The organism is Streptomyces sp. NPDC091376, from assembly GCF_044757085.1.
GTDB lineage: Bacteria > Actinomycetota > Actinomycetes > Streptomycetales > Streptomycetaceae > Streptomyces > Streptomyces pratisoli.
In genome coordinates, this window is the sequence record NZ_JBIVUF010000001.1 from 243,775 (window position 1) to 269,762 (window position 25,988).

26 protein-coding genes and 1 pseudogene are annotated in these 25,988 nt (G+C 69.7%); 16 read left to right on the forward strand and 11 right to left on the reverse strand.

What is annotated here, in order from left to right:
• Nucleotides 1-157 precede the first annotated feature (157 nt).
• From ACIQMR_RS01085 to ACIQMR_RS01100, 4 genes are all read left to right on the forward strand, one after another.
• The gene (locus tag ACIQMR_RS01085) at nucleotides 158-367 is read left to right on the forward strand and encodes a hypothetical protein (protein WP_401381404.1); all 210 of its coding nucleotides are present in this window, start codon (nucleotides 158-160) and stop codon (nucleotides 365-367) included.
• Between the two features lie 1,042 nt (nucleotides 368-1,409).
• Nucleotides 1,410-2,276 carry a tetratricopeptide repeat protein gene (locus tag ACIQMR_RS01090; RefSeq protein ID WP_401381407.1) on the forward strand — a complete coding sequence of 289 codons (867 nt, stop codon included), beginning with the start codon at nucleotides 1,410-1,412 and terminating at the stop codon, nucleotides 2,274-2,276.
• A complete protein-coding gene (locus ACIQMR_RS01095) occupies nucleotides 2,225-2,554 on the forward strand; it encodes a CPCC family cysteine-rich protein (protein ID WP_401381409.1) in 330 nt (109 codons plus the stop codon). The genes ACIQMR_RS01090 and ACIQMR_RS01095 overlap by 52 nt, the downstream gene beginning before the upstream one ends.
• A 190-nt stretch (nucleotides 2,555-2,744) precedes the next feature.
• On the forward strand, nucleotides 2,745-3,140 hold the full coding sequence (locus ACIQMR_RS01100; protein WP_401381411.1) for a DUF4279 domain-containing protein: 396 nt from the start codon (nucleotides 2,745-2,747) through the stop codon (nucleotides 3,138-3,140).
• Between the two features lies 1 nt (nucleotide 3,141).
• Here the strand turns inward: ACIQMR_RS01100 and ACIQMR_RS01105 are convergent.
• A pseudogene (locus ACIQMR_RS01105) lies at nucleotides 3,142-3,243 on the reverse strand (hypothetical protein); the annotation flags it as partial.
• Nucleotides 3,244-3,517: 274 nt separating this feature from the next.
• On the opposite strand from ACIQMR_RS01105, the gene ACIQMR_RS01110 reads away from it, so the two are divergent.
• Both ACIQMR_RS01110 and ACIQMR_RS01115 read left to right on the forward strand, forming a co-directional pair.
• Nucleotides 3,518-4,036: an Imm26 family immunity protein gene (locus ACIQMR_RS01110; protein WP_401381414.1), complete on the forward strand. Its 519-nt coding sequence runs from the start codon at nucleotides 3,518-3,520 to the stop codon at nucleotides 4,034-4,036.
• A gap of 336 nt (nucleotides 4,037-4,372) precedes the next feature.
• Nucleotides 4,373-4,660 carry a hypothetical protein gene (locus ACIQMR_RS01115; protein ID WP_401381415.1) on the forward strand — a complete coding sequence of 96 codons (288 nt, stop codon included), beginning with the start codon at nucleotides 4,373-4,375 and terminating at the stop codon, nucleotides 4,658-4,660.
• A gap of 356 nt (nucleotides 4,661-5,016) precedes the next feature.
• Here the strand turns inward: ACIQMR_RS01115 and ACIQMR_RS01120 are convergent, their stop codons facing one another.
• The gene (locus ACIQMR_RS01120; protein ID WP_401381417.1) at nucleotides 5,017-5,343 is read right to left on the reverse strand and encodes a hypothetical protein; all 327 of its coding nucleotides are present in this window, start codon (nucleotides 5,341-5,343) and stop codon (nucleotides 5,017-5,019) included.
• Nucleotides 5,344-5,539: 196 nt separating this feature from the next.
• Between ACIQMR_RS01120 and ACIQMR_RS01125 the strand changes: the two genes are divergently transcribed.
• Nucleotides 5,540-5,875, forward strand: a complete 336-nt coding sequence (locus tag ACIQMR_RS01125) for a hypothetical protein (RefSeq protein ID WP_401382695.1) — start codon at nucleotides 5,540-5,542, stop codon at nucleotides 5,873-5,875.
• Here the strand turns inward: ACIQMR_RS01125 and ACIQMR_RS01130 are convergent.
• Nucleotides 5,769-6,383 carry a DUF6959 family protein gene (locus tag ACIQMR_RS01130; protein ID WP_401381419.1) on the reverse strand — a complete coding sequence of 205 codons (615 nt, stop codon included), beginning with the start codon at nucleotides 6,381-6,383 and terminating at the stop codon, nucleotides 5,769-5,771. The two genes, ACIQMR_RS01125 and ACIQMR_RS01130, sit on opposite strands and share 107 nt — an antisense overlap.
• Here ACIQMR_RS01130 and ACIQMR_RS01135 point away from each other — a divergent pair.
• From ACIQMR_RS01135 to ACIQMR_RS01150, 4 genes are all read left to right on the forward strand, one after another.
• Nucleotides 6,382-6,723: a hypothetical protein gene (locus ACIQMR_RS01135; RefSeq protein ID WP_401381421.1), complete on the forward strand. Its 342-nt coding sequence runs from the start codon at nucleotides 6,382-6,384 to the stop codon at nucleotides 6,721-6,723. The two genes, ACIQMR_RS01130 and ACIQMR_RS01135, sit on opposite strands and share 2 nt — an antisense overlap.
• Nucleotides 6,724-7,386: 663 nt before the next feature.
• Complete coding sequence (locus ACIQMR_RS01140; protein ID WP_401381423.1) at nucleotides 7,387-9,852, forward strand: SpoIIE family protein phosphatase; 2,466 nt, start codon at nucleotides 7,387-7,389, stop codon at nucleotides 9,850-9,852.
• Between the two features lie 341 nt (nucleotides 9,853-10,193).
• Entirely contained in the window at nucleotides 10,194-12,650 is a 2,457-nt protein-coding gene (locus ACIQMR_RS01145) for a SpoIIE family protein phosphatase (protein WP_401381426.1), read from the forward strand.
• A 296-nt stretch (nucleotides 12,651-12,946) separates the two neighbouring features.
• Entirely contained in the window at nucleotides 12,947-13,417 is a 471-nt protein-coding gene (locus ACIQMR_RS01150; protein ID WP_401381429.1) for a GNAT family N-acetyltransferase, read from the forward strand.
• A gap of 113 nt (nucleotides 13,418-13,530) precedes the next feature.
• Here ACIQMR_RS01150 and ACIQMR_RS01155 read toward each other — a convergent pair whose 3' ends face one another.
• Nucleotides 13,531-14,274 carry an SDR family oxidoreductase gene (locus tag ACIQMR_RS01155; protein WP_401381431.1) on the reverse strand — a complete coding sequence of 248 codons (744 nt, stop codon included), beginning with the start codon at nucleotides 14,272-14,274 and terminating at the stop codon, nucleotides 13,531-13,533.
• 126 nt (nucleotides 14,275-14,400) lie between these two features.
• On the reverse strand, nucleotides 14,401-14,874 hold the full coding sequence (locus ACIQMR_RS01160; RefSeq protein WP_401381434.1) for a VOC family protein: 474 nt from the start codon (nucleotides 14,872-14,874) through the stop codon (nucleotides 14,401-14,403).
• A 468-nt stretch (nucleotides 14,875-15,342) separates the two neighbouring features.
• On the opposite strand from ACIQMR_RS01160, the gene ACIQMR_RS01165 reads away from it, so the two are divergent.
• Entirely contained in the window at nucleotides 15,343-15,609 is a 267-nt protein-coding gene (locus ACIQMR_RS01165) for a hypothetical protein (protein ID WP_401381436.1), read from the forward strand.
• Between the two features lie 343 nt (nucleotides 15,610-15,952).
• On the opposite strand, the gene ACIQMR_RS01170 is transcribed toward ACIQMR_RS01165, so the two are convergent.
• The gene (locus ACIQMR_RS01170; RefSeq protein WP_401381438.1) at nucleotides 15,953-16,411 is read right to left on the reverse strand and encodes a protein phosphatase; all 459 of its coding nucleotides are present in this window, start codon (nucleotides 16,409-16,411) and stop codon (nucleotides 15,953-15,955) included.
• A 282-nt stretch (nucleotides 16,412-16,693) separates the two neighbouring features.
• Between ACIQMR_RS01170 and ACIQMR_RS01175 the strand changes: the two genes are divergently transcribed.
• Together ACIQMR_RS01175 and ACIQMR_RS01180 are read left to right on the forward strand one after the other, a co-directional pair.
• Nucleotides 16,694-16,963, forward strand: a complete 270-nt coding sequence (locus ACIQMR_RS01175) for a hypothetical protein (protein WP_401382698.1) — start codon at nucleotides 16,694-16,696, stop codon at nucleotides 16,961-16,963.
• Between the two features lie 137 nt (nucleotides 16,964-17,100).
• Nucleotides 17,101-17,400, forward strand: coding sequence for a DUF2277 domain-containing protein (locus tag ACIQMR_RS01180; RefSeq protein WP_401381441.1), 300 nt, complete (start codon nucleotides 17,101-17,103; stop codon nucleotides 17,398-17,400).
• Here ACIQMR_RS01180 and ACIQMR_RS01185 read toward each other — a convergent pair.
• Nucleotides 17,369-18,061, reverse strand: coding sequence for a DedA family protein (locus ACIQMR_RS01185; RefSeq protein ID WP_401381443.1), 693 nt, complete (start codon nucleotides 18,059-18,061; stop codon nucleotides 17,369-17,371). The genes ACIQMR_RS01180 and ACIQMR_RS01185 overlap by 32 nt on opposite strands.
• Before the next feature lie 323 nt (nucleotides 18,062-18,384).
• Here ACIQMR_RS01185 and ACIQMR_RS01190 point away from each other — a divergent pair, with 323 nt between their 5' ends.
• Nucleotides 18,385-19,014, forward strand: a complete 630-nt coding sequence (locus ACIQMR_RS01190; RefSeq protein WP_401381446.1) for a superoxide dismutase family protein — start codon at nucleotides 18,385-18,387, stop codon at nucleotides 19,012-19,014.
• Nucleotides 19,015-19,260: 246 nt separating this feature from the next.
• On the opposite strand, the gene ACIQMR_RS01195 is transcribed toward ACIQMR_RS01190, so the two are convergent.
• From ACIQMR_RS01195 to ACIQMR_RS01210, 4 genes are all read right to left on the reverse strand, one after another.
• Nucleotides 19,261-19,713 (reverse strand): DoxX family protein, encoded by a 453-nt coding sequence (locus tag ACIQMR_RS01195; protein WP_401382609.1) that lies wholly within the window; start codon nucleotides 19,711-19,713, stop codon nucleotides 19,261-19,263.
• Nucleotides 19,714-19,787: 74 nt separating this feature from the next.
• Nucleotides 19,788-21,761 carry an FAD/NAD(P)-binding protein gene (locus ACIQMR_RS01200; protein WP_401381448.1) on the reverse strand — a complete coding sequence of 658 codons (1,974 nt, stop codon included), beginning with the start codon at nucleotides 21,759-21,761 and terminating at the stop codon, nucleotides 19,788-19,790.
• Nucleotides 21,762-21,888: 127 nt separating this feature from the next.
• A complete protein-coding gene (locus ACIQMR_RS01205) occupies nucleotides 21,889-23,754 on the reverse strand; it encodes an alkaline phosphatase D family protein (RefSeq protein ID WP_401381450.1) in 1,866 nt (621 codons plus the stop codon).
• Between the two features lie 146 nt (nucleotides 23,755-23,900).
• Nucleotides 23,901-24,554 carry an HNH endonuclease family protein gene (locus ACIQMR_RS01210; RefSeq protein ID WP_266374469.1) on the reverse strand — a complete coding sequence of 218 codons (654 nt, stop codon included), beginning with the start codon at nucleotides 24,552-24,554 and terminating at the stop codon, nucleotides 23,901-23,903.
• A gap of 308 nt (nucleotides 24,555-24,862) precedes the next feature.
• Here ACIQMR_RS01210 and ACIQMR_RS01215 point away from each other — a divergent pair, with 308 nt between their 5' ends.
• Nucleotides 24,863-25,672 carry an ABC transporter permease gene (locus tag ACIQMR_RS01215; RefSeq protein WP_401381452.1) on the forward strand — a complete coding sequence of 270 codons (810 nt, stop codon included), beginning with the start codon at nucleotides 24,863-24,865 and terminating at the stop codon, nucleotides 25,670-25,672.
• Nucleotides 25,673-25,988: the final 316 nt, after the last annotated feature.

The following is a 25,988-nucleotide window of genomic DNA, read 5'->3' on the forward strand; positions in this document are numbered from 1 at the left end:
CCCGTCCACCAGCTCGGAGCCCACTTTGGAACCGATAGAGCTCCTAGCCGCTCTTCGGCGCGGAACGACTCTGGTAGCTGACTGTCCTGCCACGGAGCCGACGTGGCAGGCCTGGGTCGCTGTGAGTCCCGGAATCCACCTCGAAGATCGTCTCGGGGTGCGGAATCCTCACCTCGACCTCATCTGGGTCGTCCGCGAGTGGCACCCCGATTACATCGCCAACGATCTCTGCTGGGCAGAAGACGACGGCATGCACACGCTCCAGCGCACCACCTCGCGCGGAGAGGACGAGCTGAGGTCAGCAGCGGCACAGTACGGCGGGGGCACAGCCTTCGACTACCCCTGGCGAACCCTCTATCCGGGATGACGAGTGGTCGAGGCGATCACCTCAGATGCGTGCCAGAAGCGCGCCCGATCAGTCGGGGACGCAGGGAGACAGGCGCGCGAAGGCCCTTGACTGAGCCATTAAGACTCCACCAACTTCGTGTTCCCATATGCTCGGTGAACCAGCGGAGCTTCCACCATGATGAGGCTCATGGATCTTGGAGGGATCGCCGCCGTAGTCGCAGCCGGGGTCACGGCCTTGGTACTTCCAGCGACATATTTGCAGGCCAGAGCGGCACGACGCGCTGCGGATAATGCGGTGGAAGCAGCGAAGATAGCCGCTCGCGCCCTACACGCCGAGGCGCGTCGCACCGCTCAGAAACAAGCCTACGTAGATCTTCTTGCAGCAGCAGACGGGTTCGAGAAGGCCGCCGTAGGCATGTCATGGTGTGCATCGCTTCCGCCAGGGTCCCCAGCTCGTGAGGAAGCAGCCACCAGACTGAACGACTCGCACACAGCTTTAGGCAGAGCCGCCAGCCTGGTCGCACTAGACGCACCCGAGGCGGTCATCCCACTGGTGGAACGCCTCAAGCATGTTGCCGACGTGCTTCTTATCTCGTCCCATAGTGAGGAAGACGACGAGTGGCCAACCGACGACGGGATGGTACTCGGCAGCTATGTCCCCGCGCTGTACCGACGTGCTCGGCATGTGTTCGTAGATCATGTGCGACAGACCCTCAACGCTGATGTGAGGCAAGCGAGCGACCCTGTTCGGCAGTAAGGGGAAGCGCGGGGGCAGTGAGTGTCTAACTGCGTGACAACGCCGACGAACAGCGGCGGACAAGCGCGAACGTATGTGGACCGTCAATGCAGGTGAGGAGCCTGCCACCCCAAGGGAGAGCTCCCACCCGAGTTGCTTCGGGACAAAGAGGTTGCGGGTCCAAATCCCGCCACCCCGTTGCTGACCCCGGATCAGGTCGAACCCGTACACCACTCCCTGGACGCAACCGTTTCGACACCCCTCTCCAGCAACCTTTCAGGCGTCGTGCGAAACTCCCTCCCTGGTCAGAGGGAGGGACAGGGACGTGGAGAAGTCCGAGGCGAAGCGGTTGCTGGAACGAGCTCGCGAGATGTGGGATGCGGAGGAGTGGCTGCGTTCCGCCGAGCTGTACGAGCAGGTCCTCGCTCACTATCCGGACGAGGGCCCCAGTGCGGTGTGGTGGTACGACGCAGCACTGGCGTACAAGTTTCTCCGCAACTGGGCAAAAGCCTACGAACTCGGCTGTGAGGCTGCTGCCCGCTCGCCGCGCGGCGAGCAGGACCCAGCGTTTTGGAACCTGGGGGTCGCTGCCACGATCCAGCGTGACTGGTCGACCGCCCGTGACGCTTGGGAGGGCTTTGGGATCCCGATGCCAGAGGGCGAGGGGGAGATCAACGGCACCTTCGGCCCGGCGTGCGTACGGCTGGACACGGGCGGCGAGCGCGAGGTGGTCTGGATCCAGCGGCTCTGCCCGACGCGTGGGCGCGTGATGAACGTCCCTGCCACGAAAGGCCGGCGCTTCGGGGAGATCGTTGTACACGACGGGGAGCCGACCGGCGAGCGGACGTACAACGGCCAGAGAGCCGCTGTGTTCGAGGAATTGCTGCTTTTCGAGGCCTCTTCGCTACCGACGCTGCATGCGACCGTGAACGCAGCGAATGCATCCGACATCGACGCCTTGGTGGCTTCATTCTTCGCGCAGGACTTCGGCGCCGAGCCGGCGAGCAGCTTCCACATGCTGTGCGCATGCTGCAGCGAGGGGCGGGTCGACTGGGATGAGGCCAGCGTGCCGACACACGGCGGCTCACAGACTGTCTGGCTGGCCGCCCCTGAGACCGAGGCCCGGCAGCTACTGGATGCGTGGGCGACGGGCGGCGAACGCAGCTGGAACGGACTGGAGCTGCTCGGTTGAGCCCCGGGAGTGAGGGGAAGGCCGAGGCCAGCTCGTACCGCTGTCCCTGCTGCGGCTTCCTGACGCTCGACGAGCGTTGCAGCTTCGACATCTGCCCTGTGTGTTTCTGGGAGGACGACGGACAGGACGACCACGATGCCGACCAGGTTCGAGGTGGTCCGAACGGCCGACTGAGCCTCACGGAGGCACGTCAGAACTTCCAGGCCATGGGAGCCTGCGGCGAGCGGTGTACCGCATTCGTACGCGAGCCTCTGCCGCACGAGCACCCAGCGGTCTGACATCACCGGCTGACATCAACGTCGCCAGACGGCCCCGCATCTCGGCGCCCTGGACTGGATGCAGAACCGGTCGGCAAGCAGGTGTCCGAGCAACTCGCACGGCCCAGGGGGCGAACTTACGAGGCAGGTGTCGGCGTGCGCGTGACTGCTCAAGCGTGCCGACAGGAGGGTGGGCAGCTATCGTCTGCGGATGCCTCTGAACCAGTACGTCTATTTCGCGCTGTCCAGCGAACGGACCACCGCGAAGGAGATGGCCGCGGTGCTGGGTATCGAACCAGACGAGACAACAGTGCGGGCAAGCCGCCTGGCTGAGCCGTCCATGCCGGTCTGCCACCGTCGGAAGATCGTGTGTCGAGCACCGGGCCTGCGGGTCGATGAGCAGGTTGCCCAGATTCTGGACCGGCTTCGGCCCCAGGTAGGCCGCATCGCGGAGCTCGCGCGCCAGCTGGCTCAGGAGGGAGAGGGCGACTCCGCGGTGCTGCAGGTCGTGCGTTACTCAACGATGGCGCAACGAGCGTGGGGTTTTCGAGATCCCCGATCCAGTCGGCCAACGTTTCGACGGCGAGTCCATGCTCACCGGCCCTGAGGAAGTCGAGCACGTGGTCACGCACAGGATCTGAGTCGGAACCCGTAAGGGACTCGACAAGGTCCCGTACACGCTTCTCCCACGCGGCATGCGATTGCACCATTCCGGCAGCCTGGCACGCATGCCCCTCACGTGCCCAGTCGGAGCGGAACGAGGGGGGAGCCACAGGGAAGGCCGGTCACGCACTGCTGCCCCCGCAGCTCGGAGAAGCTGCAGGTCAGTCGGAATCCGCATGCGTGGTCTTCCAACACTCACCCCATGGCAGCTCCAGCCCAAAGTCTCGGAGCCGACCTTTCGCCGTTGTCGACCGCCGGGAGCCGCGGGCGGAGGGGGCGAGTTTGGCTGAGGGGTGCAGGCCCGACGGAGATAATCCGCACGTGAAGCAGCCAGCACCAGGAGACGGAAAGATCACTAAGGCTCGCGCCAGCAGAGCCCCCGGACGGGTGGTGCGCATCGATTTGGGTGATGGCCGATGCGCCTTCGGAAGGCAACTCACCGGGGTGTGCGTCGAGTTCTACGACCTCGTCGGCCAGCCTGGAGCGCCTGTCGAGCTCATCAAGATCGTGGCGATGCCCGTTGCCTTCAAGATCTGGGTCATGGATGCGGCATTTCGGCGTCGTAGCGGCTGGGAACTGCTCGACGTAGTGCTCCTGACCCACGAGGAACAGACCGTGGTCCATCCGTTCAGCAAACAAGATCCGCTCAGCGGCGACATCACCGTCTATCACGTCGATCCGGTCACCGGGGCCAGCGCTGAAACACCCGCGACACTCGAAGAGTGCCAGAGGCTGGAGCGGGCTGCCGTTTGGACCCCTGAGCACATCGAAGATCGGCTACGGGACCATTTTGACGGCCGCCCGAACAAATGGGTGGAATCATTGCGCTTGAAGCCGTGATGCCAGGGCCCACTTCTGTAGCCACGGATCAGAAGGTTTCGAATCCAACCGATTGCGCACACACCAGAGGTCCCGGAGAGATCCAGGATCGCTTGCGGCAGGCACTTGGTCAGCTCCGTCCCGTGCGCTGGACGGGTACGTCCGGTGGCGCTGGGCTGATCAGCCGGATGAGCCGCTGGAAGTCCGCCCGGTACCAGGGCTCTTACGCTGAGATTCGAGTTCGGCCTATCTGTGGACTGGCACCTGCCGACTCCGCCCTGACCCAGCCCCACGCGAGTGCGTCGAGGGCGAAAGGGGCATCCGGAGCAGTGTGCGCTGGGCGGCATGATGGCCCCCATGACCTCCGAATACAGCGCCCCCGTTGAGAGCACGCAAGTTACGGCCGTGACTGATGGTGTCGCGCAAGTCTTCACATGGGAGGCGGATGCGCGGATCGAGGTAAGGGGCCTTGGGGGAGAAGTCGTCATCGAGGCGAATGCCGCCGGCCTCAGGACGCTCGCCGGGCATCTCCTTGTGCTCGCAGGGGACGGTGTTCCCGATGGAAGTCACCTGCACCTCGAAGACGGCAATGGTCTGGAGGACGGGTCGATGGGCTTGGTCCTGGAGCGCAGCGACGACGAGTGAAGCGCCTGTGGTCAAGGCGAAGCTGGGCGAGGAGCTGACGTCCATGGCTGACATCAACAGGGGTGGATAGCAGCGTTCATGCTCGGCTCCTGGCGTCGCGGGCGGAGGCGGCAGGGCAAGCAGGTATAAGCGTCTGGGCGAACTTGCAAAGCGGATGCCGGCTGTTCGAAACCGTCCGCGCCGCCCACCAGCGAAAGGGCACTGACCGAACCGGTCGGGGCCTTCTGCATGCCACGTGCTGATTCCAATAGCTGCTTCGTCTGACCGACGTGGCGTGTCGAGGTGCGTAGCAACTGGCCCTGCTCCAGCGCGAGAGCCGCACTTGAGGCGCGTGAGGAGAAACCCCAAAAAAGCCGCTACACCGACCTCGCACATGAGCCCGTAGCCTGTCGCCTCTGCCACGGCAGTACCTCGATCGCGGCGATGTCGCCGGCGGCGAGGAGCCCGAACAGTCGCAGGACTTCCTCGCGGCTGACCGTGTGCATCTCGCCGGGGACCACCGAGTCGTCCTCGGTGTTCTCCCAGAGCAGCAGGCCACTGGCGAACGCACTGAGGGACCAGCCCGACTCATGTGACAACGACACATCCGGATGCTCATCGTCAGCGTCCGTCAGCCCATCCAGGACCTGGCGCATAGTCTCCGCGTCAGGTTCATCGATCGCCCCGCCCGTGACGTCGTACATGAAGTAGCTCATACCGCCGATTACCTCATGCGGCGATCCACATGACAGACCCGCGCCGTGTCCGCGTGCTCGATGAAGCGGGGGAGCCACGACGCCGTTTTCCCAACTAGGGCTTGGGAACTGGAGCGCCGCCACTGCTTCCCACGCCAATTCGGACCCTGCAGGAAAGGCTGGTGTGCACCCATACTCAACCATCATGGACATACGCCTGAAGACCTTCGGTGACGAAGTGAGCGCGAGGCTGGACTTCCTGCGTGAAGATCTTGGATGCGCTGGTCCCATGGTTGAGCATCCTGGCGACGTCTACCCGGCGGTGGTCAGAGTCCATTACCGTCGTCACGATCTGGCCGTGGAGGTCTTACTGGTACTCACCTACGCAGGCGAGGAGTACGTAGCCACGCGGCTGTCACTGGGGGGATCCGCTCTCAGAGAGCGGGAGATCGGCTCACACACTGCCCGCACGGGTTACGCGATGCGCCGGGCACTCGATCTCCAGACTGACGCGCTGCGTGGCGCCCTCCGCGACGCGTAGCAGCATGCCTGCTCCGGACACCTCGTCGCGGAGTCAGTACGGCCGGGGGATCTCGTGCGCTTCCCAGTGCGGCGGAGTAGCGCATGAGGAGCGCGTCGAGGCCGGCCAGCAGCAGAATGGCGGCTTCCCGGCCCTCCTCCACATCGCCCTGGTCGAAGGCCTCCACCACTTCAGCGACCTCGCTGCGGAGGCTCGCCAGAGAGTCACCCTGGATCAGGACGCCAGGGAACCGGCGGCCGGGCAGGCGCACGACAGCGTCGTTCCCACCGTCCGTGAACAACTCGGCTTCCACGCGTTCCATGCAGCCATCCAACTTGACATCACCATGTGACATCAACGGCGACGGACGGACACGGCATTGAGCGGTCGAGCACGGAGCGGGATTCCCTGAGGGAGCGCCACAGAGCCCACCCATCGAACGTACAAAGCGGTGTCGGTCGAGCGCTGCACGCTCTCGATGCCTCAGGCGCAGGCCGTCTGTCAGTGCTCGCTGGGAGGGTGCTGTCATGCAGGACGCACTCTTCGACTTGCCGGAGGCACCTCCGGAACACGCCGTGATCGCTCGCTTCCAGCTGGGCGGCGGCCTTGGTGATTCTGACCAGTGGTCACGGGTGTTTGAAGCCGAGCGGTCGATGGGTGCCGCGGTCGTCGCTGCTGGTGTTGGCGAGGCTGACGGCAACGAGTTCGGTGGGGGTCAGGCTGTGATCTTCGCCTACGGGCCTGATGCAGGCGCCTTGTACCTGGTGATGGAGCCGGGCTTGCGTGCGCTTCCCTTTCGGCCGGCACACGTCGTGCTGCGCTATGGGGAGCCTGCTGACGACGTTGTGAGCGAGCGGGTTGAGCTCTGAGCATGCGCGCCGAATACGTGCCAGATTGAGCGGTCAGCCACGGTCGTTGGAGGAACGCCACGGCGTCCACAGCTTGTGGCAACCGTTGCAGCGCCCAGGTGGGATGAGGCGCCGAGATGGCTCAACTGTCGCCAGGCTTGCACAGCACATGTCGGCGGTTCGGAATCGTCCGCGCACACCAGCGAGAGGCCCTGACCGAACCGGTCGGGGCCTTCTGCGTGTCACGTGCGGACTTCGGTAGCTGCTTCGTCCGACCGACGCTGGAAGCGCGTGAAGGAGAAGCCTTCTCTACGGGTTCAAGCCGCTCCGAGAGTTGTTCGGAGGTCCGGAAGAGCCGGGGTGTGGCTCCACATGCCCCCGGTGGCTCCGGTGGAATGCCGCCCCGCTCCGCGTGACCCTGGCCGCCGATGGAGATCTGCGAATTGATCGCTGTCTACGGAACTGCCGGCGAGTGTTCCTCCATGCCCGGGCTGCCGCGGCGCATGCCGTCCACGTGCTGCGCCGGCCTCGCGGCCCGTCGGCGGGCTTGCATGGCCGAACCGGCATCAGCCACGGCTGCGACGTTGTCACAGGGCGGAGCGCCATCCGGTCGCTGTCCAGTAAGGAATGAATTTACCGATACACCCCAATGTCGCCCATTGTCCATCGCTCCGAGGTCAACCAATGACTAAGACCACGATCAGCACCGACCGAGTCGCACTCGGTAGGCAGATACACGCGTCTCACATATCCGACACGGCGTTCGCGCTGCTCGACGAGCAGGGGACGGTGGTCGCGTGGACGCAGGCCGCCGAGCACCTCGTCGGATACTCCGCCGCTGAGGTGGTGGGCCGGTCCGCCGCACGCGTACTGCCGTCCTTTGTAGAGGCGTCGGCGTTCGTCGAGCGGTGCCGTGGACGGAACGGCTGGTCGGGCGCGCCGGCGGTGCGCCACCGGGACGGTCGCATGCTCGACGTCAATGTGCGGATCTCGCTGGTGCGGGGGCAGGGCGGAGCAACGCGGTGGCTCGTGTCCGTGGCCGACATGGGCACGCTGGCCGGGGACGTGGGGAACGGATCGGTACAGGGAGCGATTCTTGACCGCGCTCCGATCGGCGTCGTGATACGTGACCTGGAGCTGCGCTGCAGCTGGGTGAACGACGCGGTGGAGAGCCACAACGGCATCTCCCGTGAGCGGCGGCTCGGATTCCGGATGACCGACGCGTGGCCCGGTATCGAGGCCGAAGTGGCCGAGGCGGTGATGCGGCGGGTGCTGAGGAGCGGGAGCACCAAGGTCCACGAGTACCGGACGTGGCTGCCGACGACGAGTCGGGGTGAGGAGCGCCCGTTCGCGGTGTCGTTCTCCTGTCTCCAGGGCGCCGACGGCCGAGGACTGGGCGTGTGCGTCATCAGCGTCGATCTCACCGAGAGCTGTCAGGAGCGCGAGCGCCTGGCGGTTCTCGGGGAGGCGGGTACGGGCCTGGGCAGCACCCTGGATGTGATGCAGACCGGGCAGGAACTGGCCGATCTCGCCGTGCCCCTGTTCGCCGACTTCGTCACGGTGGACCTGGAGCAGTCGGTCCCGTTCGGCGAGGGGCCCCCGGTCCGCATCGGCTCGATCGGCGAACGTTTCCCCGTTCTCCGGCGTGCCGGCGTGGCCTCGATCCGCCAGGGGATCCCGGAAGCCGTGTGGGAGCGTGGTGAGCCCGTTCACGTACCGCCCGCCTCGCCCTTCATCGACGTCCTTCGCACCGGCAGGTCACAGATGGTGCCGGTGCTGAACTTCGCTCCGGGCTCATGGATCGACCGGGACCCATTGCGGGCGCAGAAGATCCGTGAGACCGGCATGCATTCCGCGATGGTCGTGCCCATCCGCGCCCGGCGCACGCTGCTGGGCGCGGCGGTGTTCGTCCGCACCGAGAATCCCGTGCCGTTCCAGGTGGACGATCTGCTGCTGGCCGAAGAGCTCGTCAGTCGCGCCGCGGTGTCGCTGGACAACGCGCGCCAGTACGCGCGCGAGCACACCGCAGCTCTCGCCGTCCAGCGCAGTCTGCTCCCACGCCATCTCAGGGGAGGCTTGGCGGTGGAGGCGGCGTCGCGCTACCTGCCCGCCGATGTGGACCGCGGTGTCGGGGGCGACTGGTTCGATGTGATCCCGCTGTCCGGTGCCCGCGTGGCCCTCGTCGTGGGCGATGTGGTCGGGCACGGCCTCGACGCCGCCGTGGCCATGGGCAGGCTCCGCACCGCGGTGCGCACGCTCGCCGACATGGAGCTGCCCCCCGACGAACTGCTGGCCCGTCTCGACGACACGGTCCAGCGACTGGCGGAGGAGGACACCGACGACCCGGACCAGGGTGCCACGGTGGTGGGTGCCACCTGTCTGTACGCCGTGTACGACCCGGTCACCCGGAAGTGCGCCATGGCGACGGCGGGGCACCTCCCGCCCGCGATCGTCGATCCGCAGGGCCAAATAACCTTCCCCGACCTTCCCACCGGAGCCCCGCTCGGCATCGGGCTGGGCGTGCCGTTCGAGGCCGTGGAGCTGGAACTGTCCGAGGGGAGTCTCATCGCCCTGTACACCGACGGCCTGGTCGAGACCCGCGAGGACGGCATCGGGGAGGGAATGCGCCGTCTGGGCACTGCCCTGGCACAGCCGAATCCCTCCCTGGAAGACCTCTGCACCCGCGCGATGCGGCCCGCCCAAGGTCATGCGGCGTTCGACGACGCCAGCCTGCTCCTGGTCCGCACCCGTTCGCTCGGCCCGGCCCAGGTCACCTCCTGGACCCTGCCGAGCGACGACACCACTGCCCGCCGCGCCCGGAACCTGGCGGCCCGTCAGCTGACCGAATGGGGCCTGGAAGGTCTTGAGGACTCCACGAAGCTGATCGTCAGCGAACTGGTCACGAACGCCGTGCGGCACAGCACCGGCCCGATCGATCTGCGGCTGACCCGGCACCAGGTCCTGACCGTCGAAGTGTCGGATACCGACGCCTGCTCCCCGCGTCCGCGTAACGCGGGTACGTCCGACGAGAACGGCCGCGGCCTCTTCCTGGTCTCCCAGCTGTCTCGCCGGTGGGGTACGCGCCCGATGCCGGGCGGCGGCAAGGTCGTCTGGGCCGAGGCGGACCTCGCCCACGCATCCGGCCGCTGACTCGCTTGCCCGTCGGGGCGCCGTCGGGCAAGTACGCGAGGTGACCAAATCCGGCACCGCCGGCCACGGGGGTGACCGTCTCATCGCGGAGCCGTCGCATGCCCTCTCCGCATGCCGTCTCCGCATGCTGCGCCCGCCTCGCGGCCCGTCCGCGGGCTTTCCTGACCGAACCGCTCTCGAGCCGCTGCTGCAGCGCTTGTCACAAGGCAGAGCGCCATCCGGTCAGTGGGTCCCAAAGGCGTAAATTTACCTCTATGTCGCCTACCTCCCAGCCACCCGAGGACGACAGCTCGATGACGAGTACCACGATCAGTGCCGAGCGAGTGACGCTCGGTAGGCAGATGCATGCGTCTGACATATCCGACACGGCGTTCGCGCTGCTCGACGAGCGGGGGACGGTGGTCGCGTCGACGGAGGCCGCCGAGCACCTCGTCGGATACTCCGCCGCCGAGGTGGTCGGCCGGTCCGCCGCACTCGTCCTGCCGTCCTTCGGTGAAGCGTCCGGGACGTCGGGGACGTCGGGGACGTCGGCGACATCGCCGATGTCGGCGTTCGTCGAGCAGTGCCGTGCCCGGAACGGCTGGTCGGGCGCGACGGCGGTGCGCCACCGCGACGGCCGCGTGCTCGACGTCTGCCTGCGGATCTCGCCTCTGCAGGGGCAGGACGGAGCAGCACGCTGGCTTCTGACGGAGACCGACATCGGCGTGCCGTCCGGGGACACGGTGAGCCCATCGGTGCAGGGGTCGATCCTCGACCGCGCGTCCATCGGCGTCGTCGTCCGTGACCGGGAGCTGCGTTGCACCTGGGTGAACGACGCGATGGAGAGCCACGACGGCATCTCCCGTGACCGGCGGCTCGGAATCGGGATCACCGACGCGTGGCCCAGTGTCGAAACCGAGGCCATGGAGGCCGTGATGCAGCGGGTGCTGAGGAGCGGGAGCACCAAGGTCCACGAGTACCGGACCTGGCTGCCGACGAGTCGGGGTGAGGAACGCCCGTTCGCGGTGTCGTTCTCCTGCCTCCTGGGCGCCGACGGCCGAGCGCTGGGGGTGTGCACCATCAGCGTCGACGTCGCCGAGAGCCGGCGGGCGCGCGAGCGCCTCGCCGTTCTCGGGCATGCCGGCACACGCCTGGGCAGCAGCCTGGATGTCATGCAGACCGGGCAGGAACTGGCCGATCTCGCCGTACCCCAGTTCGCCGACTTCGTCGCCGTGGACCTGGAGCAGTCGGTCCCGTTCGGCGAGGGGCCCCCGGTCCGCATCGGCTCGGTCGGCCAGCGCCTGCCCGTTCTCCGGCGTGCCGGCATGGCCTCGATCCACCAGGGGATCCCGGAAGCCGTGTGGGAGCGGGGTGAAACCGTAGTCGTACCGCCCGCCTCGCCCATCGCCGAGGTCCTTCGCACCGGCAGGTCCAGTCTGGAGCCCATCCTGGACACCGCTCCGGGCTCGTGGATCGACCAGGCGCCGGCACTGGCGCAGCGGATCCGTGAGAACGGCATGCACTCCGTGATGATCGTCCCCATCCGCGCACGGCGCGTCCTGCTGGGCATCGCGGTGTTCATCCGCACCGAGAATCCGGCGCCGTTCCAGGAGGCCGATCTGCTGCTGGCCGAAGAGCTCGTCAGTCGCGCCGCGGTGTCGCTGGACAAAGCCCGTCAGTACAGCCGCGAGCAGACCGCGGCACTCGCGCTCCAGCGCAATCTGCTCCCGCACCGTCTGCGCGGCGGTGTGGCCGTCGAGGCGGTGTCGCGCTACCTGCCCGCCGACATCGACAGGGGCGTCGGTGGCGACTGGTTCGACGTGATCCCGCTGTCCGGTGCCCGGGTTGCCCTTGTCGTGGGCGATGTGGTCGGCCACGGCCTCGACGCGGCCGCGACCATGGGCAGGCTCCGCACCGCGGTGCGCACGCTCGCCGACATGGAGCTGCCCCCCGACGAACTGCTCGCCCGCCTCGACGTCACGGTCCAGCGACTGGCGGAAGCAGACGCGGACGCTCCGGAGGAGTACACCGCGGTGGAGGGAGCCACTTGCCTGTACGCCGTCTACGACCCCGCCACCCGGAAGTGCACGATGGCAGCCGCCGGGCACCCCCCGCCCGTGATCGTCGACCCGCAGGGCCGGGTGACCTTCCCCGACCTTCCCAGCGGGGTTCCGCTCGGCATCGGGCTGGGGGTCCCGTTCGAGGCCGTGGAGCTGGAACTGCCCGAGGGGAGTCTCATCGCCCTGTACACCGACGGCCTGATCGAGGCCCGAGGCCAGGACATCGACGAGGGAATGCACCGCCTGGGCACCGCCCTCGCGCAACCGGATCTGCCCCTGGAGGAGCTCTGCACCCGCGCGCTGGAGCCCGTCCAGGGTCAGGCGGCGTGCGACGACACCAGCCTGCTCCTGGTCCGCACCCGCTCGCTCAGCCCGGCCCAGGTCGCCTCCTGGACCCTGCCCGGTGACGGCACCGTCGTCCACCGCGCCCAGAACCTCGCCGCCGACCAGCTGACCGCATGGGGCATGGAAGCCCTCGAGGGCTCCGTGAAGCTGATCGTCAGCGAACTGGTCACCGACGCCGTCCGCCACAGCACCGGCCCGATCGGTCTGCGCCTGATCCGGCACCAGGTCCTGACCGTCGAAGTGTCCGATGCCGACTTCTCCACGCCGCGTGTGTGTGACGCGCGGATCGTCGACGAGCACGGCCGCGGCCTCGCCAAAGTCGCCCAACTGTCCCGCAGATGGGGCACCCGCCCGGCGCGGGGCGGCAGGGTCGTCTGGGCCGAGGCGGACCTCGCCCACGCATCCGGCCGCTGATCGCTCGAACGGCGCACCCGGATCAACGACCGGCTGGTCCATCGAGGTTCCCGTCGTGGTCAGGGTTCCTCGGTATGCAGCTTGAACGTCGCGTAACCGTTCGCTCGGCGCCGTGTCGGCCCGGCGTGCCAGTCCCGTTCCGGATCGGCTGGGTCGCATACGCTGCGAAGGCGATCAACGCGGCGTCCTGGACCACGCGTACGCACCGCGTAGGCAGCCCGTACGCACCGTTTAGGCAACCCGTACGCAACGCGCACCCGGACGGCGCAGCTGCCGGATGCAGGAAGGGGTGTGGCATGGAGTCCCCAGGCGTGCAGCTGCGGGAGGTCACCGACGACAACTGGGATGCCGTTCGTGCACTCCGCGTCCGGCGCGACCAGAAGCAGTTCGTCGCCTCCGTGTCCAGGTCGCTCAAGGATGCGGCAAAGACACCGGAGGCCAATCCCTGGTACCGCGCCGTCTACCGTGGCGACGATCCGGTCGGCTTCGTGATGTTGTCGTGGAAACCGCCGGCCGGTCCTTACAAGGGACGGCACTTCCTGTGGCGCCTCCTCATCGACAAGCGATACCAGAAGCGAGGGATCGGCCGGGACGCGCTTGCGCAGATCGCCGCCCTGGTTCGCGCGGACGGCGGCACCGAACTGCTGACCAGCTACGAGCCAGGCGACGGCGAACCGTGGCCCTTCTACCGGAAGTTCGGGTTCGAGCCCACCGGGGAGATCGACGACGGCGAGATCGTCCTCCGGCTCACCTTCCCCGATCAGTGAGCTCGTGCGCCCGGGCACTCACCGATCATGCTCATGGCCGGAGACTGGGCGGGGCCACTGACAAGGCTCCGACGGCGTGGGGCAGTTGGCCGCCCACCGGCTTCCCCGGGTTGTCACTTGGGGAGGAGCTGCTGGCCGCCGTCGATGTCGTACGTTGCGCCGGTGAGCGCGTCGTTGCACATGATGTGTACGGCCAGGGCGGCGACGTCCGCCGGGCCGACGACCCGTCGGATGGGAAGCGTGGCGCGCAGTTCCGCACGCCGGGCGTCGAGCTGATCGCCCAGGAGCGAGGCCGACAGGGGGGTGTCGACGAAGCCCGCGGCGATGAGGTTCGCCCGGACCGGCGCCAGTTCGAGCGCCAGGTTCGCGACGAGGGCGGACAGAGCCGCGGTGAGGGCGGACACGACGGAAAGGCCGACAGCGGGACGCCGACCGCCGGTGCCTCCGATGAAGATCAGGGTGCCGCCGGCCCGGACCTTGCCACGGCTGTGGAGGGCGATCCCGAGCGTCATGCCGAGACGCTGCTCGAACTCTCGCGAGGCGGCCGCGAGGTCCATGCCTTCCAGGGGCATGTAGAAGGGGCCACCGGCCGTGACCATCACATGGTCGACCGGACCGGGAAGGTCCCCGAAGAACTGCTCGACGCGCTCGGTGTCGGTGGCGTCGAACGTCGCTGTGCCGAGGGGTTCGAGCTCTTGCGCGGCCTGTTGCAGCCGTTCGGGGTTGCGGCCCACCAGGACGAGCCGGGCGCCGTCTGCGCGCACCTGGCGGGCGGTTTCGAGGCCGATGCCCGCGCTGGCGCCGATGACCACAACGGTCTGGCCGGCGAGGGCGTGGTTCGGTTTGCCGGCCGTCATCCGCACACACCTCCGGGCACGGCTATCGGGACGGCTGCGGGTTCGCGTGCGCGTTCGCGTGCGGGTACGGGCACGGGCTGTGGCTTCAGGGGAACGTGAAGCGAACCGGCCCGCTGCCGAAGGGTGTCAGCGGCCAGGGGCACGCTGCTTCACCTCCTGGAGCACCCAGCCGTTGCCGTCCGGGTCGCTGAAGGAGGCGTAGGTGCCGTAGTCGGCGCGGGTGGGGTGCGGGCCGACCACCTGCCCCTTGTTGCCGGCCGGGTACACGATCTTTCCGCCGTCGTGGCTGTGCGCGAAGATGCCTTCGGCATCGTGGAACAGTTCGCTCACGTCGATGCCGCGGCCGACGAGTTCCGCACGGGCCACCTCGATGTCGTACACGATGAGGTACAGGCCCTGCGTGGAGCCGGGCGCGGCGGAGGTGACCCCTTTTCCGAGGATGATCGCGCACTCGGAGCCGGGTGGTGTGAACTGCACGACCCGGTAGTCCTCATTCGCGGTGACGTCGATGTCCATCCGGAATCCCGCCGCCTCGTAGAAACTCTTGGCCCGGTCGACGTCGGAGACGGGCAATATGATGACTTCGAGTTTCAGATCCATGAGGGATCTCTTTCTTCGCGCTCTGCTGAATGTCCTGCCTGATGCTGGGGGCCGTAATAGGGCGCACTCCAGCGGGGCACCGACGAGGGCGGTGGCCAGTCCGGCGGCCGCGCTCGGGTAGCGGTTGTTGGTCCGGCGCATGTGCGTTTCCCACGCAAGACGGAGATGCGCCCCTCGTATCTCAACGTACCGGCTTGTTCGGCCGATCGCGCGGCGTGCCCGCCCACGGCCCCGTGGCCGGGCGGATCCAGGTGAATCGCGAGCTGGGACCGCCGGGCCGCTGCAGCTTTTAACGTGATTGTCGCCTGCTGTCAAGCCCCGAAATTCAGCGACGTGACGTGCTTCGGTGGTGCGGGCGTAATTGAGTCATGGGTTCACGCGGAGCAGGTGGCCCACTCGAAAGGTCCGGCTCGTACCGGCAGGACTTTCCACCGAAGCTTTTCGCCCTTTTCGCTGGAGGAGATTTCCATGGCTCGCACAACCTGCACGCAGCGTCTCGTGATCCTTACCGCTTCGACCGCTCTCGCCGCAGGAGGTGCCCTCATTCCCTCCAGTGCATTCGCCGCCCCGGCGCCGCAGACCGGCACCGTGAGCGCGAAGGCGCCCACTTTCGACCATCACGACAAGCGTGACCGCCACGGGGAGCGCAAGCGGGAGAAGACCAAGATCGTCTTCAAGACGGGGAAGACCAAGATCGTCATCGTGGTCGAGAAGAAGACCGTGAAGAAGAGGTAGGGCTCGGCCCTGAGCAATGGTCCGGCCGGACGGCGTCGCCGTCCGGCCGGACCGCGCGTGCGAAGGCGGCGTGGCCCCGGGGCGTGCGGCGGTCTTCGGCCAGGCTCAGCTTCTTCTGCGGCTTCTCCGGCTCCTCCGCCTTCTCGGTCGCCGGCTGGTCCCTTGCTCGGCCGGTTTCGCGTCCTGCGGCGGCTTCTCGGGTGCTGCATCGCCACCGGACGGCTCGTCGGCGGTGGAGCTGGTGTCGCCGCCAGAAGGCGGCTCCGAGCAACAGTCGTGGTGGCGGCGGAAGTTCGGTTGCGGGAGTGCTGCGCGTGCGGGTTCCGGCGAAACGGATCCGGCGTCAACCGCCTTGCAGAGGAGGCGCGGAGGTGGCGGGGAAGCGGCGGACGTATCGCCGTTGCCAAGGGGTTTCGACGGCGTGGCGGTCGTAGTGCCGTCGTACGAAGGCGACCGCCTCGGCCGGCGGTACGCCGTCGAGGGCCGCCAGGCAGGCCAGCGCCGTACCGGTGCGGCCGCGGCCACCGCCGCAGGCGATCTCGACGCGATCGGTGGACGCCCTGGCCAGGGCCTCGCGGAGGGCGGCGTGGGCGTCGGCGGGGTCGCCGGGGAGGCGGAAGTCCGGCCAGCGAAGCCAGCGGGCCTCCCAGGGGGTGCTCGGCGGCTGCTTGCCCAGCAGATACACCGCGTACGTGGGCGGAGGACCGGGCGGCAGGACACGGCGCAGGCCGCGGCCCCGGACGAGGCGACCGGAGGGCAGACGGAGCACTCCGGGGGCGCTTTCGGGCCAGGGTGTGGTCATGTCGCCAACGTAGTCGAGGCTCTGCGCGTCGTCGCAGACGTCGCCGATGAGCCTGGCGTCGAGGCAGGGCCCTGGCGTCGATCCTGCCCGCGGTGACCGCAGTGCCCGCGCTCGTCGGCCGTCGACGTCGGAGGTCGGCGCCGGTCGCCGGTCCGGGCGCAAACTCTGGGGGTGAGCGGGACGTTGGGGTCGGTGGCGGTATCTCCGTCCGGCATATGAACTCCGTCACCGTGCGCGTCGCCAGGGTCACGGTTGTCAGTCCCGCGGCGTAACCTTGTGCGCATGTCCCCAACCCTTCGCGAGCTTGGTTCCGTGCGGTCCGCTGCCGTGGTGAATGCGGAGATTCGTGCGTTGTGGGCGAGGTCCGGGGCACGGCTGTCCGCCGCGGACGAGGCGAAGTACCAGCGTCTGCTCGTGGAGTGGGCGGCGGCTGTCGGCCCTGCGCCGGCCGAGGGCGTTGAGGGCACCGAGGGAGTTGAGGGCACCGAGGGTGTTGAGCCCGCACCTCTCGCCGAAGGCACCGCGCGAGCCTCCCTCGCCGAGGCGGCCTGACACTCACCACCGAGGAGCCGGCTGCGGGATCTGGGAGCCGACCCGGTCGTCACACCGGCCACGCCGGTCGCGCCTGCCATACCGGGGCCGGCGCCGGGACGAGCCCGGTTGTCGGTGGCGTGGCCCACACTGGAGACATGTGCCGCAGCATCAAGACTCTCCGACCGCCGGTCCTCCCCGAAGAAGCCACCGAGGAGGACATCAGGGCCGCGGCCCTGCAGTTCGTACGGAAGGTGTCCGGGTTCCGGGCCCCCGCCGCGCACAACCGGGAGGTGTTCGAGCGCGCCGTGGACGAGATAGCGGAGGCGACGCGGAAGCTCCTCGACGGGCTGGAGGTGCGGGGCGGCGTGACCAGGACGGCCAGGGCCACCGGAGTGGATGGATCGGACGGATCGGGCGGATCGGCTACGACGGTTCCGGCACCGGACGCCGCATGACGTAGGCCGCGACGGACCCGGCGGCGAAGAGGGCGAGGACGGACACCGCCACGCCCACCCAGGTGGCGCCCAGCCACTGGCCGCCGAAGTAGCCGAGGCCGACGCTGTAGCACGCCCATGCCACGCCCGCGAGGGCCGACCAGGGGAGGAACTCCCTCACCCTGCGGCGGGACGCGCCCGCGCCCAGGGAGACGACGGAGCGGCCCGCGGGGGCGAAGCGGGCGATGACGACGAGCATCCCGCCGCCTTGGACGAGCGCCGTGCCGAGACGTTCCTGCGCCCTGGTCAGGCGTCGGGAGCGCGCGATGGCCCGGTCCAGGCGCTCGCCGCCGCGCCAGGCCAGCCGGTACGCGGCGAGGTCGCCGAGCACGGACGCGGTCGTCGCGCAGAGCAGCAGCGCGAGCAGCGACGGCACTTCGCCGGACACCTGGCCGGCTGCCGCCTTCGCTCCCGCGACCGCCCCTGACTCCGCGGCCGCCTTCGCCCCGGCGACAGCCGTCGATCCCGCGACGGCCGTCGACCCGGCCGCGGCCGCCGTAGCGGCCGTGATGACCAGCACGCCGCTCGGCAGTACGGGCAGGAACACATCGAGAAGGACCGAGAGAGCCACGACGGCATAGATCCATGGGCTGCCGGTCAGCAACCCCACAGTCTCGAGCACCAGGACACTCCCCACAGGACGAAACGCCGCGACGTCGCAGGGGAGCGGCAGGGGCGGCATGACAGCCATACAGCGTACGCCTGAGTCGGGCGCACAGATCGTCAGGGGTGGGGTGAAGTCGGGCGCGTCCGTACGGGTGCAGTCTGCGGCACAGCGGCCTCCCTACGGGCGCGGCTCGGCCGGTGGCCCGACCCACTCGCGGTAGGAGAGAGGGCCGGGCGAGCCGGGCCGACGCGGCAGCGCGACGAGCGCGACGAGCGCGACGAATGCGGCGAGCGCGGAGAGTGGGCACGGAGAGTACGGCGAGCACGAGGAGTGGGCACATGGCGGTGACGTCGGCGGGAGTACTGGCCGGGGCGGCGGCGCTCGGATTGCTGGCGGTCGGTGCCGTGGGTGCTGCCTACGGCACCTCGGACGGGTCCGGGGTCAGGTCCGGATCCGGGTCCGGGTCCGCGGGTGTGGGCGTGGGTGTCGGCGCGGACGTGGGCGAAGGGCTCGTGCTGCGGGTCCACGGCCGGTTCGCGCCGCCCGGCTCGTTCGTACCGTCGACGGCGCTCACGTACGACCGGACACTCGTGCCGGCCGGGGCGTGGATCGTGGTCGAGCAGGAGGCGGGCCGGGCGGGAACCGTGGTGCGGGCGCGCGTGGGCGGGGTGAAGGCGGGCCACGCGTTCGGTGCGCACGTTCACACCGAGCCGTGCGACGCGGCTCCGGACCGGGCGGGGCCGCACTACCGCCACCATGCCGACCCGGCCGGTGTCGCCGAGCCCGCGAACGAGGTGTGGCTGGACTTCACGACCGACGCGACCGGCCAGGCGACCGTGGAGGCCCGGCACGACTGGGGATTCCGGCGCGGCAGCGCGAATTCGCTGGTCCTCCACCAGGAACAGGGCGGCGCCGGTGCCCGCGTCGCCTGCTTCACCATTCCGTTCGGCGGCTACGGAACGCCGTGAGCCCGGACTGAATCCGCGACACGGGCCCCGGCCCCGGACGCGGACCGGACCCGCAGTGCACTGCTACCGGCCGAACGAGACCCGGACCGGACCCGCTACCGGCCCCTGTCCGGACCGCTCGCCCCGGCCGCCAGGTCCCCTACGCGTCTGAGTCCGGGTCCGGCAGGGTGCGGACCCGGGCTCAGCGGCCGGGAGGCCCGGAATCGGCGGGGCGCCGGGCGCCGGGCATCGGGCTCGGTCGAGGGCTCAGGCCGCGACTGCCGTCGGCTCGTCGCGCTTGGCGCTGTCGTCCGCGTCGCCGCGTGCGGCGAAGAGCCGGTCCAGAGCCAGCGCGCCCGGCCCGGTGAAGACCAGGAGCAGGAACGCCCACGAGTAGACAGCCGCGCCCTCGCCGCCGTTCTGGATCGGGAAGAGGGCCTCGGTCTGGTGCACCGTGAAGTACGCGTACGCCATCGCGCCCGAGGCGATGAACGCCGCGGCGCGCGTGCCGAGGCCGAACAGCACCAGGATGCCGGCGGCGAGTTCGATGACGGCCGCGTACCAGCCCGGCCAGGCGCCGGTGGGTGCCGTGCCGCCGGCGGCCTCGGCGCCGAGAACGCCGAAGAGCGAGCGGGCGCCGTGGCAGGCGAAGAGCAGGCCGAGGACGATGCGGAACAGGCCCAGCGCGTACGGCTGGACCTGGTCCAGCCGTGAGGACAGCTGACGGGTGGCCATGTGGGGGATCTCCTTCGGTCTGGGGACGTGAAACCGATGAGACCCCAAGTTAGGCGAGCCTAATCAATGCTTGCAAGTTCAACATTGTGCTCGCGGTCGTTCTTCATCAGAAATTCACGGCTGACCGCGACGACACGCAGCACCGCCCGTGCCACCGCGTCCGCGTCGGAGAGCGTCACCGAGTCGACGCCCGGCCGCGCCCCTGCCGCGGTCACCCAGTGCACTCCCTCGGTGGGGACCCCGACCGCGAACCGCCGGGAGTGGGCCCTGCCCCGGCGGTCGATCAGACGGTAGGGGCGCCCCGTCACGTCCAGGCCGCCGGTTTCGTAGCCGCCGATCGTATGCGGTCGGCACTGACCCGTCCGAAGCATCCGCGCGAGCAACTCGTCGTGGCTGCGCCGCAGGTCGGGCTCCGGGAGCCGGGCCTCGATCAGCGTCGTCGCGGTCACCCGCGACCCCGGCACGTCGGGGGACTCGGCCGTGAACACCCCGCCTTCCGCCCGCACGGACATCCTCGGGCCGACCACGTCCAGCACGCCGGCCTCGATCAGCGCGGTCATCTCCTCGATCCGGCGGCGCGGCGGGCCGATGGAGAGGAAGGCGTTCAACGGCGTGTACCAGCGGTCCAGATGGTCGCGCCGTGACGCCCCTGACAGGCCGCGGTGGTCCACGATCTGCCGTACCTCGTTGCGCACGTCCCGCAGGACGTCCAGGGCCGCCTTGACCGGACCCGCCACATTGCCGAGCGTCGCGTGCTCGGCGTCGCGCCGCAGATGGCCGAGCAGCCAGTCGCGGAAGGCGGCAGGACCGGTGAAGGTCTCGCCCTTGTACGGCCGTGAGATCCGCTCCCAGGACCAGCGGTCGGCCTGCGCGCACCCGTAGGCGTCCAGGACCGCCGCCTCCTGCGCGCTGCCGTGCGCGGTGTCCAGGAACGCGGCCCGGAAGCCGCCCCGTTCACCGGTCCGACGGTCCGCCCGTCCGTGGGTCCGGGAGCCGGTCCCGTCGCCCGAGCCCTGCGCGAGCAGCGCCTCGTAGTAGACCGTCTCCACCTCCTTCGCGATCCGCGGCCATATCTCGTCCAGGAAGACCGGCGGATCACCGGCGTCCGCGCGTTTGCGGAGGACCGCGATCACATCCGGGGTGAGGACCAGCGGATGGTGACGCCCCGAAGCGCCCTTCGCGTTGTCCCCGCGCGCCTGGTGCGGAACGCCGCGCCGCGAACCCGCGTACAGCCGCGGCTCACGCCCCGAGGGCCGGTACGCGAGGCGGTCCCCGTCCCGGACGAACGCTCCGCCGCGGGCCGTCGTCAACAGCGCCATGTGGTCGAAGAAGTTGAGGCCGAGACCGCGCAGGAGGACCGCTTCGCCCGGCGCGATCACGGAGAGGTCCAGGTCGGCGGGGTTGGCGGGGGCGTAGTGACGCAGTCCGTACCGCTCCGCGTACGCGCCGAGCCCGGCCGGCGCCGCGCCCGCCGCCACCGGCAGATGGCCCTGCGCCAGCACCACCGCGCTCAGTCCGGTCAGTGCCGTCCCGTCGTCCAGCGCCAGTTGCTGCGAGCCGTCCTCGGCGTCGTCGAGGCGTATCGCCCGTGCCCGGTGCACCTCCACCCGGACCGTCACCGGCGCGTTCAGGACGATCGAGCGGAACGCCCATTCCAGATAGCGTCCGTAGCAGGCGCGGGTCGGATAGTCGTCCGGGCCGAGCGTCCCGGCGGCCGCGTCACCCGTGGCGGCCCACTCGTACAGGCTCGGGCCCGGCCGCACCGGCCCCTCGCACTCCACGCTGGCGTCCGTGAAGAGCGTCACCTGCGAGGCGACCGTGTTCATCAGCAGCTCGGCCGGCTGGTCCGTACGCCACACCTGGCCGGGACCGGCCGGAGCCGGGTCGATGACATGGACGGTCAGCGGGGTGTCCGGGGTCAGCTCGGGCACGGAGGCGCAGAGCCTTTCGAGGACCGAAGTGCCGCGGGGCCCCGCGCCGACCAGCGCTATGGCGTGCGGAGCTGAGGGCGGCGCTGCGGGCAACACGGACAAAGCACTGACTCCCGGGGCAATGTGGGGGCGTGGCGTCGCGAGAAGCGGATCGACCGCCTCATCATGCCGGTGCCTTGTGAGGACCCGAAGGGGCGGGGGTGAGGATCGTCGCCTGCTGTGTGAAGTGTCACGGACCATTCGTCAGGTTCCGTGTTTCCACGGTCAGGAGCCGCGTACCCGTACGATCCGCCCGGGCCTGATCGAGCTGGAGCTCGGCCGAACGCCCGTTCAGCGTCAGTGTCATCAGCTGGTTCCCGAACCAGGGGCCGCCGCTTCTGCTCCAGTCGATGACCGGCCGACCCGCCCGGCCGTGCCGGGCGAGCGCATGGCCCAGGCGCCGCCCCGCCCGGCTCCAGCCGAAGCGGAAGCCGAGCCGCACCGAGGAGTGGATGGCGTTGTGCACGGGGGAGCAGGTCAGCTGGAACACCCGCGCGTCAGGCGCCCCGCCGGTCGCCCCGCCGGTCGCCCCGCCCGGCACCGCGGCGGCGGCGCCGCCCGGTGTCGTGTCCACCGCCCTGCCGGGCGACTCGGGCCACTCGGGCTCCGCGACGTAGGCATGGTGCACGTCCCCGGACAGGACGCAGATCGTCGCGGGCGCCAGTGGGCCGGTGCCCACCTCCGCGATCAGCGCGGTCAGCTTCTCGAACGAGGACGGGAACGCCGCCCAGTGCTCCAGATCGGCCCGTCTGCGCAGGTCCTCGCCGAATCGCGCCCAGCGCTCGCCGCGCTCCCCGCGGCACAGCGCCGCGTTCCAGCTCTCCGCGTCATGGATGAGCGGCGGCAGGAGCCACGGCAGCGACGTCCCGATGAGCAGGTGGTCGTAGGACCCCGGAGCCTCCAGCGCCTGGTCGCGCAGCCAGTGCGCCTCGTCCTGGTCGAGCATCGCCCGGTGCCGCTCGTCGAGGACCCGGGCGGCGCGGGTGTCGATCATGAGCAGCCTGCTTCTGCCGAAGTCGCGCCGGTAGCTCCAGCGGACGGCGGCGGGGTCGGCGTCGGCCGTGGCCGCGAAGCGCCGCAGCGCGTCCGTACCGTCCGGGGTGTCCCGTACGGCCGCGTACACCGGGTCCGTGGCGAGCTCGGCCGGGGAGAGATTGCCCAGGTGCTGATAGACCCAGTACGACATCAGCCCGCTGAGGATGCGCTCACGCCACCACGCCGTGGCGCGCTTCTCCGCCAGCCACGACGCGCTCGTGTTCCAGTCGTCGATCAGATCGTGGTCGTCGAAGATCATGCAGCTGGGGACGGTGGAGAGCAGCCAGCGGACCTCGGGGTCCAGCCAGGACTCGTCGTACAGCCGGGTGTACTCCTCGTAGTCCGCGACCTCGACGCCGGGGGGTTCGTTCAGATCGCGCCGCGCTGCCAGCCAGCGCTGGGTCGCCTTCGACGTCGCGTCCGCGTACACCTGGTCGCCCAGCAGCACCAGCACGTCGGGGCGCGGGGCGTCGGGGTCGTCCGCCAGCCGGGCGGCGAGGGTGTCGAGCGCGTCGGGCCCGATGGGGTCGTGCTCGTCGGCCGGCGCCGCGGCCCAGCGGCAGGAGCCGAAGGCCACCCGCACGTTCTGGGCGGGGATCGCGGGCGTACGGATCGTGCTCGGCGGGAAGGGCGAGTCGTCGAGCGGCCAGACCCGGCGGCCGTCCAGCAGCACCTCGTACGCCGTCGAGGAGGCGGGCGTGAGGCCCGAGACCGGGATCAGCGCGTAGTGATGGCCCTCGACCTGGAACGTACGGGCCGACCCACCCGCTCCGGGGCGCCCGTTCGTACCACCGTCCGTCCCGTCCGCTCCGGGCCCGCTCGTCCCGGCGCCCGCCCTCGTCCCGGCTTCCGGTCCGGTGCCGTCCGCACCGCCGGCCGTCCCGGTCCGGCCCGCCCCGGCGTCGGTGCACCGCACCTCGGCCATGCAGGGCCGGTCGGCCTCGATCCAGATGGTCGCGTGCTCACCGGTGTCCCAGTCCACGTACCGCAGTAGTGGTCCCAGGCGCAGCCCCGCTGCCATGTGCCCTCCTCCGTCGCCCCCGTACGGTACGGAACGACGGGGGAGGGTAGCGCGGTTCCGTGTCGACAGGACCCGCGGGGCCGGGCGGACCGCCGGCCCGCGGGTCAGCGGCCGTCAGAGGTCGTCGACAGCCGCTCGGCGGCCGTTCAGCAGCCGTTCAGGATGGACTGCAGCGCGGACTTCTCGGCCGAGTCGACCGAGAGGTTCCAGTAGTGCTTCGTGTGCACCCACATGCGGGCGTACACACAGTGGTAGGCGGTCCGCGACGGCAGCCACTCCCCGGGGTCCTGGTCGCCCTTGGACTGGTTGACGTTGTCCGTGACGGCGATCAACTGCGGGCGGGTCAGGTCGTTGGCGAAGGCCTGGCGCGAGGAGGTGGACCAGGAGTTGGCGCCGGAACGCCAGGCCTCGGCGAGCGGCACGATGTGGTCGATGTCGACGTCGGCGGCGGCCGACCAGGTGGCGCCGTCGTAGGGGGAGTACCAGCTGCCGCTGGTAGCCGCGCAGCTGGAGTCCTGGACGACGTTGGAACCGTCGCGCTTGAGGACGACCTCGCGCGTGTTGCAGGCGCCCGACTGGGTGATCCAGTGCGGGAAGAGATCCCGGCTGTAACCCGAGGAGGAACCTTCCGTCTTGACGGTGAGCTGGCCGAGATACGTGCGGGCGGTGGCGGCGCTGACCGGGGTGGGCGGGGCGGCCTGGGCGGCGGGCGCGGTGAGCAGCGCGGTGGCGGAGGCGAGCGCGACGGAGGCGGCGAGTATGGCGGTACGGGTCACTCGACGCGCGTAGACACCTGACATGCGAACTCCTATGGCTGTGGGGGGTGTTGGCCGGAGCGAGCCCTGGGTCAGGGCCCGCGCCATCGTTGCGGCGCCAGGTTGCTCAGGGATGGGCGCCAGGTAACAGAGTGGCGACATGAACACGTCACATCAAGGCTTCGATGTGCGGTTCCCGTGCCGTTCCGATGCTGATCCGGTGCGGGTTCGGACGGGTTCGGACAGGTTCACGCGGGTTCAGGCCCGATCCCGGGACTCCCTGACGCGACATCAAGAGCGGCGGCAGGACCCGGGTTTCCCCAAGGCCCGGTGAGGATCCCTAGGGTTGGTGCGTGCTGCTGCCGGTCAATGTGATGCTCGGGGTCGTCCTCGCCGTACTGCTGGCGGTCGCGGCCACCGTCGCGGCCCTCGCCCATCTCGGGCCACGCCGCGCCCGCGAGATCGTCGTCGCGGGTGTGCGTGCCGCCGTCCAGCTCGCCGCGGTGTCGCTCGTCATCGGGTGGGCGATCCACTCACTGCCGCTGCTCCTGGCCTTCCTGCTCGTGATGTACGCCGTCGCCGTACGCACCGCCGGCCGCCGCGTCACCCCGAACGGCACCTGGTGGCTGACCGCCCTGCCGATCGGCGCGGGCGTCGCACCTGTCGTCGCCGCGCTGCTGCTCACCGGGCTCGTCCCGGTCAAGGGCATCGCGCTCATCCCCGTGACCGGCATCCTCATCGGCGGCGCACTGACCGCGACGGTCCTCGGCGGGCGGCGCGCCCTCGACGAACTCGCGACCCGGCACGGGGAGGTGGAGGCCGGGATGGCACTCGGGCTGCCCGACCGCGAGGCCCGGATGGAGGTGGCGCGCGACGCGGCGTCCGACGCGCTGCTGCCGGGCCTCGACCAGACCAGGACGGTGGGCCTGGTCACCCTGCCCGGCGCGTTCGTCGGGATGCTGCTGGGCGGGGCGTCACCGCTCCAGGCGGGGGCGGTGCAGCTCTTCGTCCTGGTGGGGCTGATGGCGGTGCAGGCGGTCGCGGTCGCGCTGGTGCTGGAGCTGGTGGCGCGGGGGCGACTGCACCGGGACGAGGGGAAGGAGCCGGCGGGTGGAGGCGTGGGAGGGGTCGCGGGAGGGGCCGCGGGAGGGGTCGCGGGTTGAGGCGCGAGTGGAGGCGCGGGTGGGTGACAGGCCGCCGAGTGGCGGGGTGACGGGTGACGAGGCCGGCGGCGAGGGGCCCGCCGGTGGCCGGCCGGAGCGGGACCAAGGTCCCTGACGGCGGCGGGCGGGCGTCGCGTACTGTGTACGGAGCAGAAGGGGAGTAGCTCTTCGCCGGAACGTCGACATACTGCCGGGCTCGCCCCGGCCGGCGCCCGGAGGCGGCCGCAGCGCGGCCCGCCAGCGAGACCTTCGGCAAGCAGTGACCATGACCATTCATGGCCGCTGCCGTGCCGAAGCGACCCCTGAAACGCTGGTC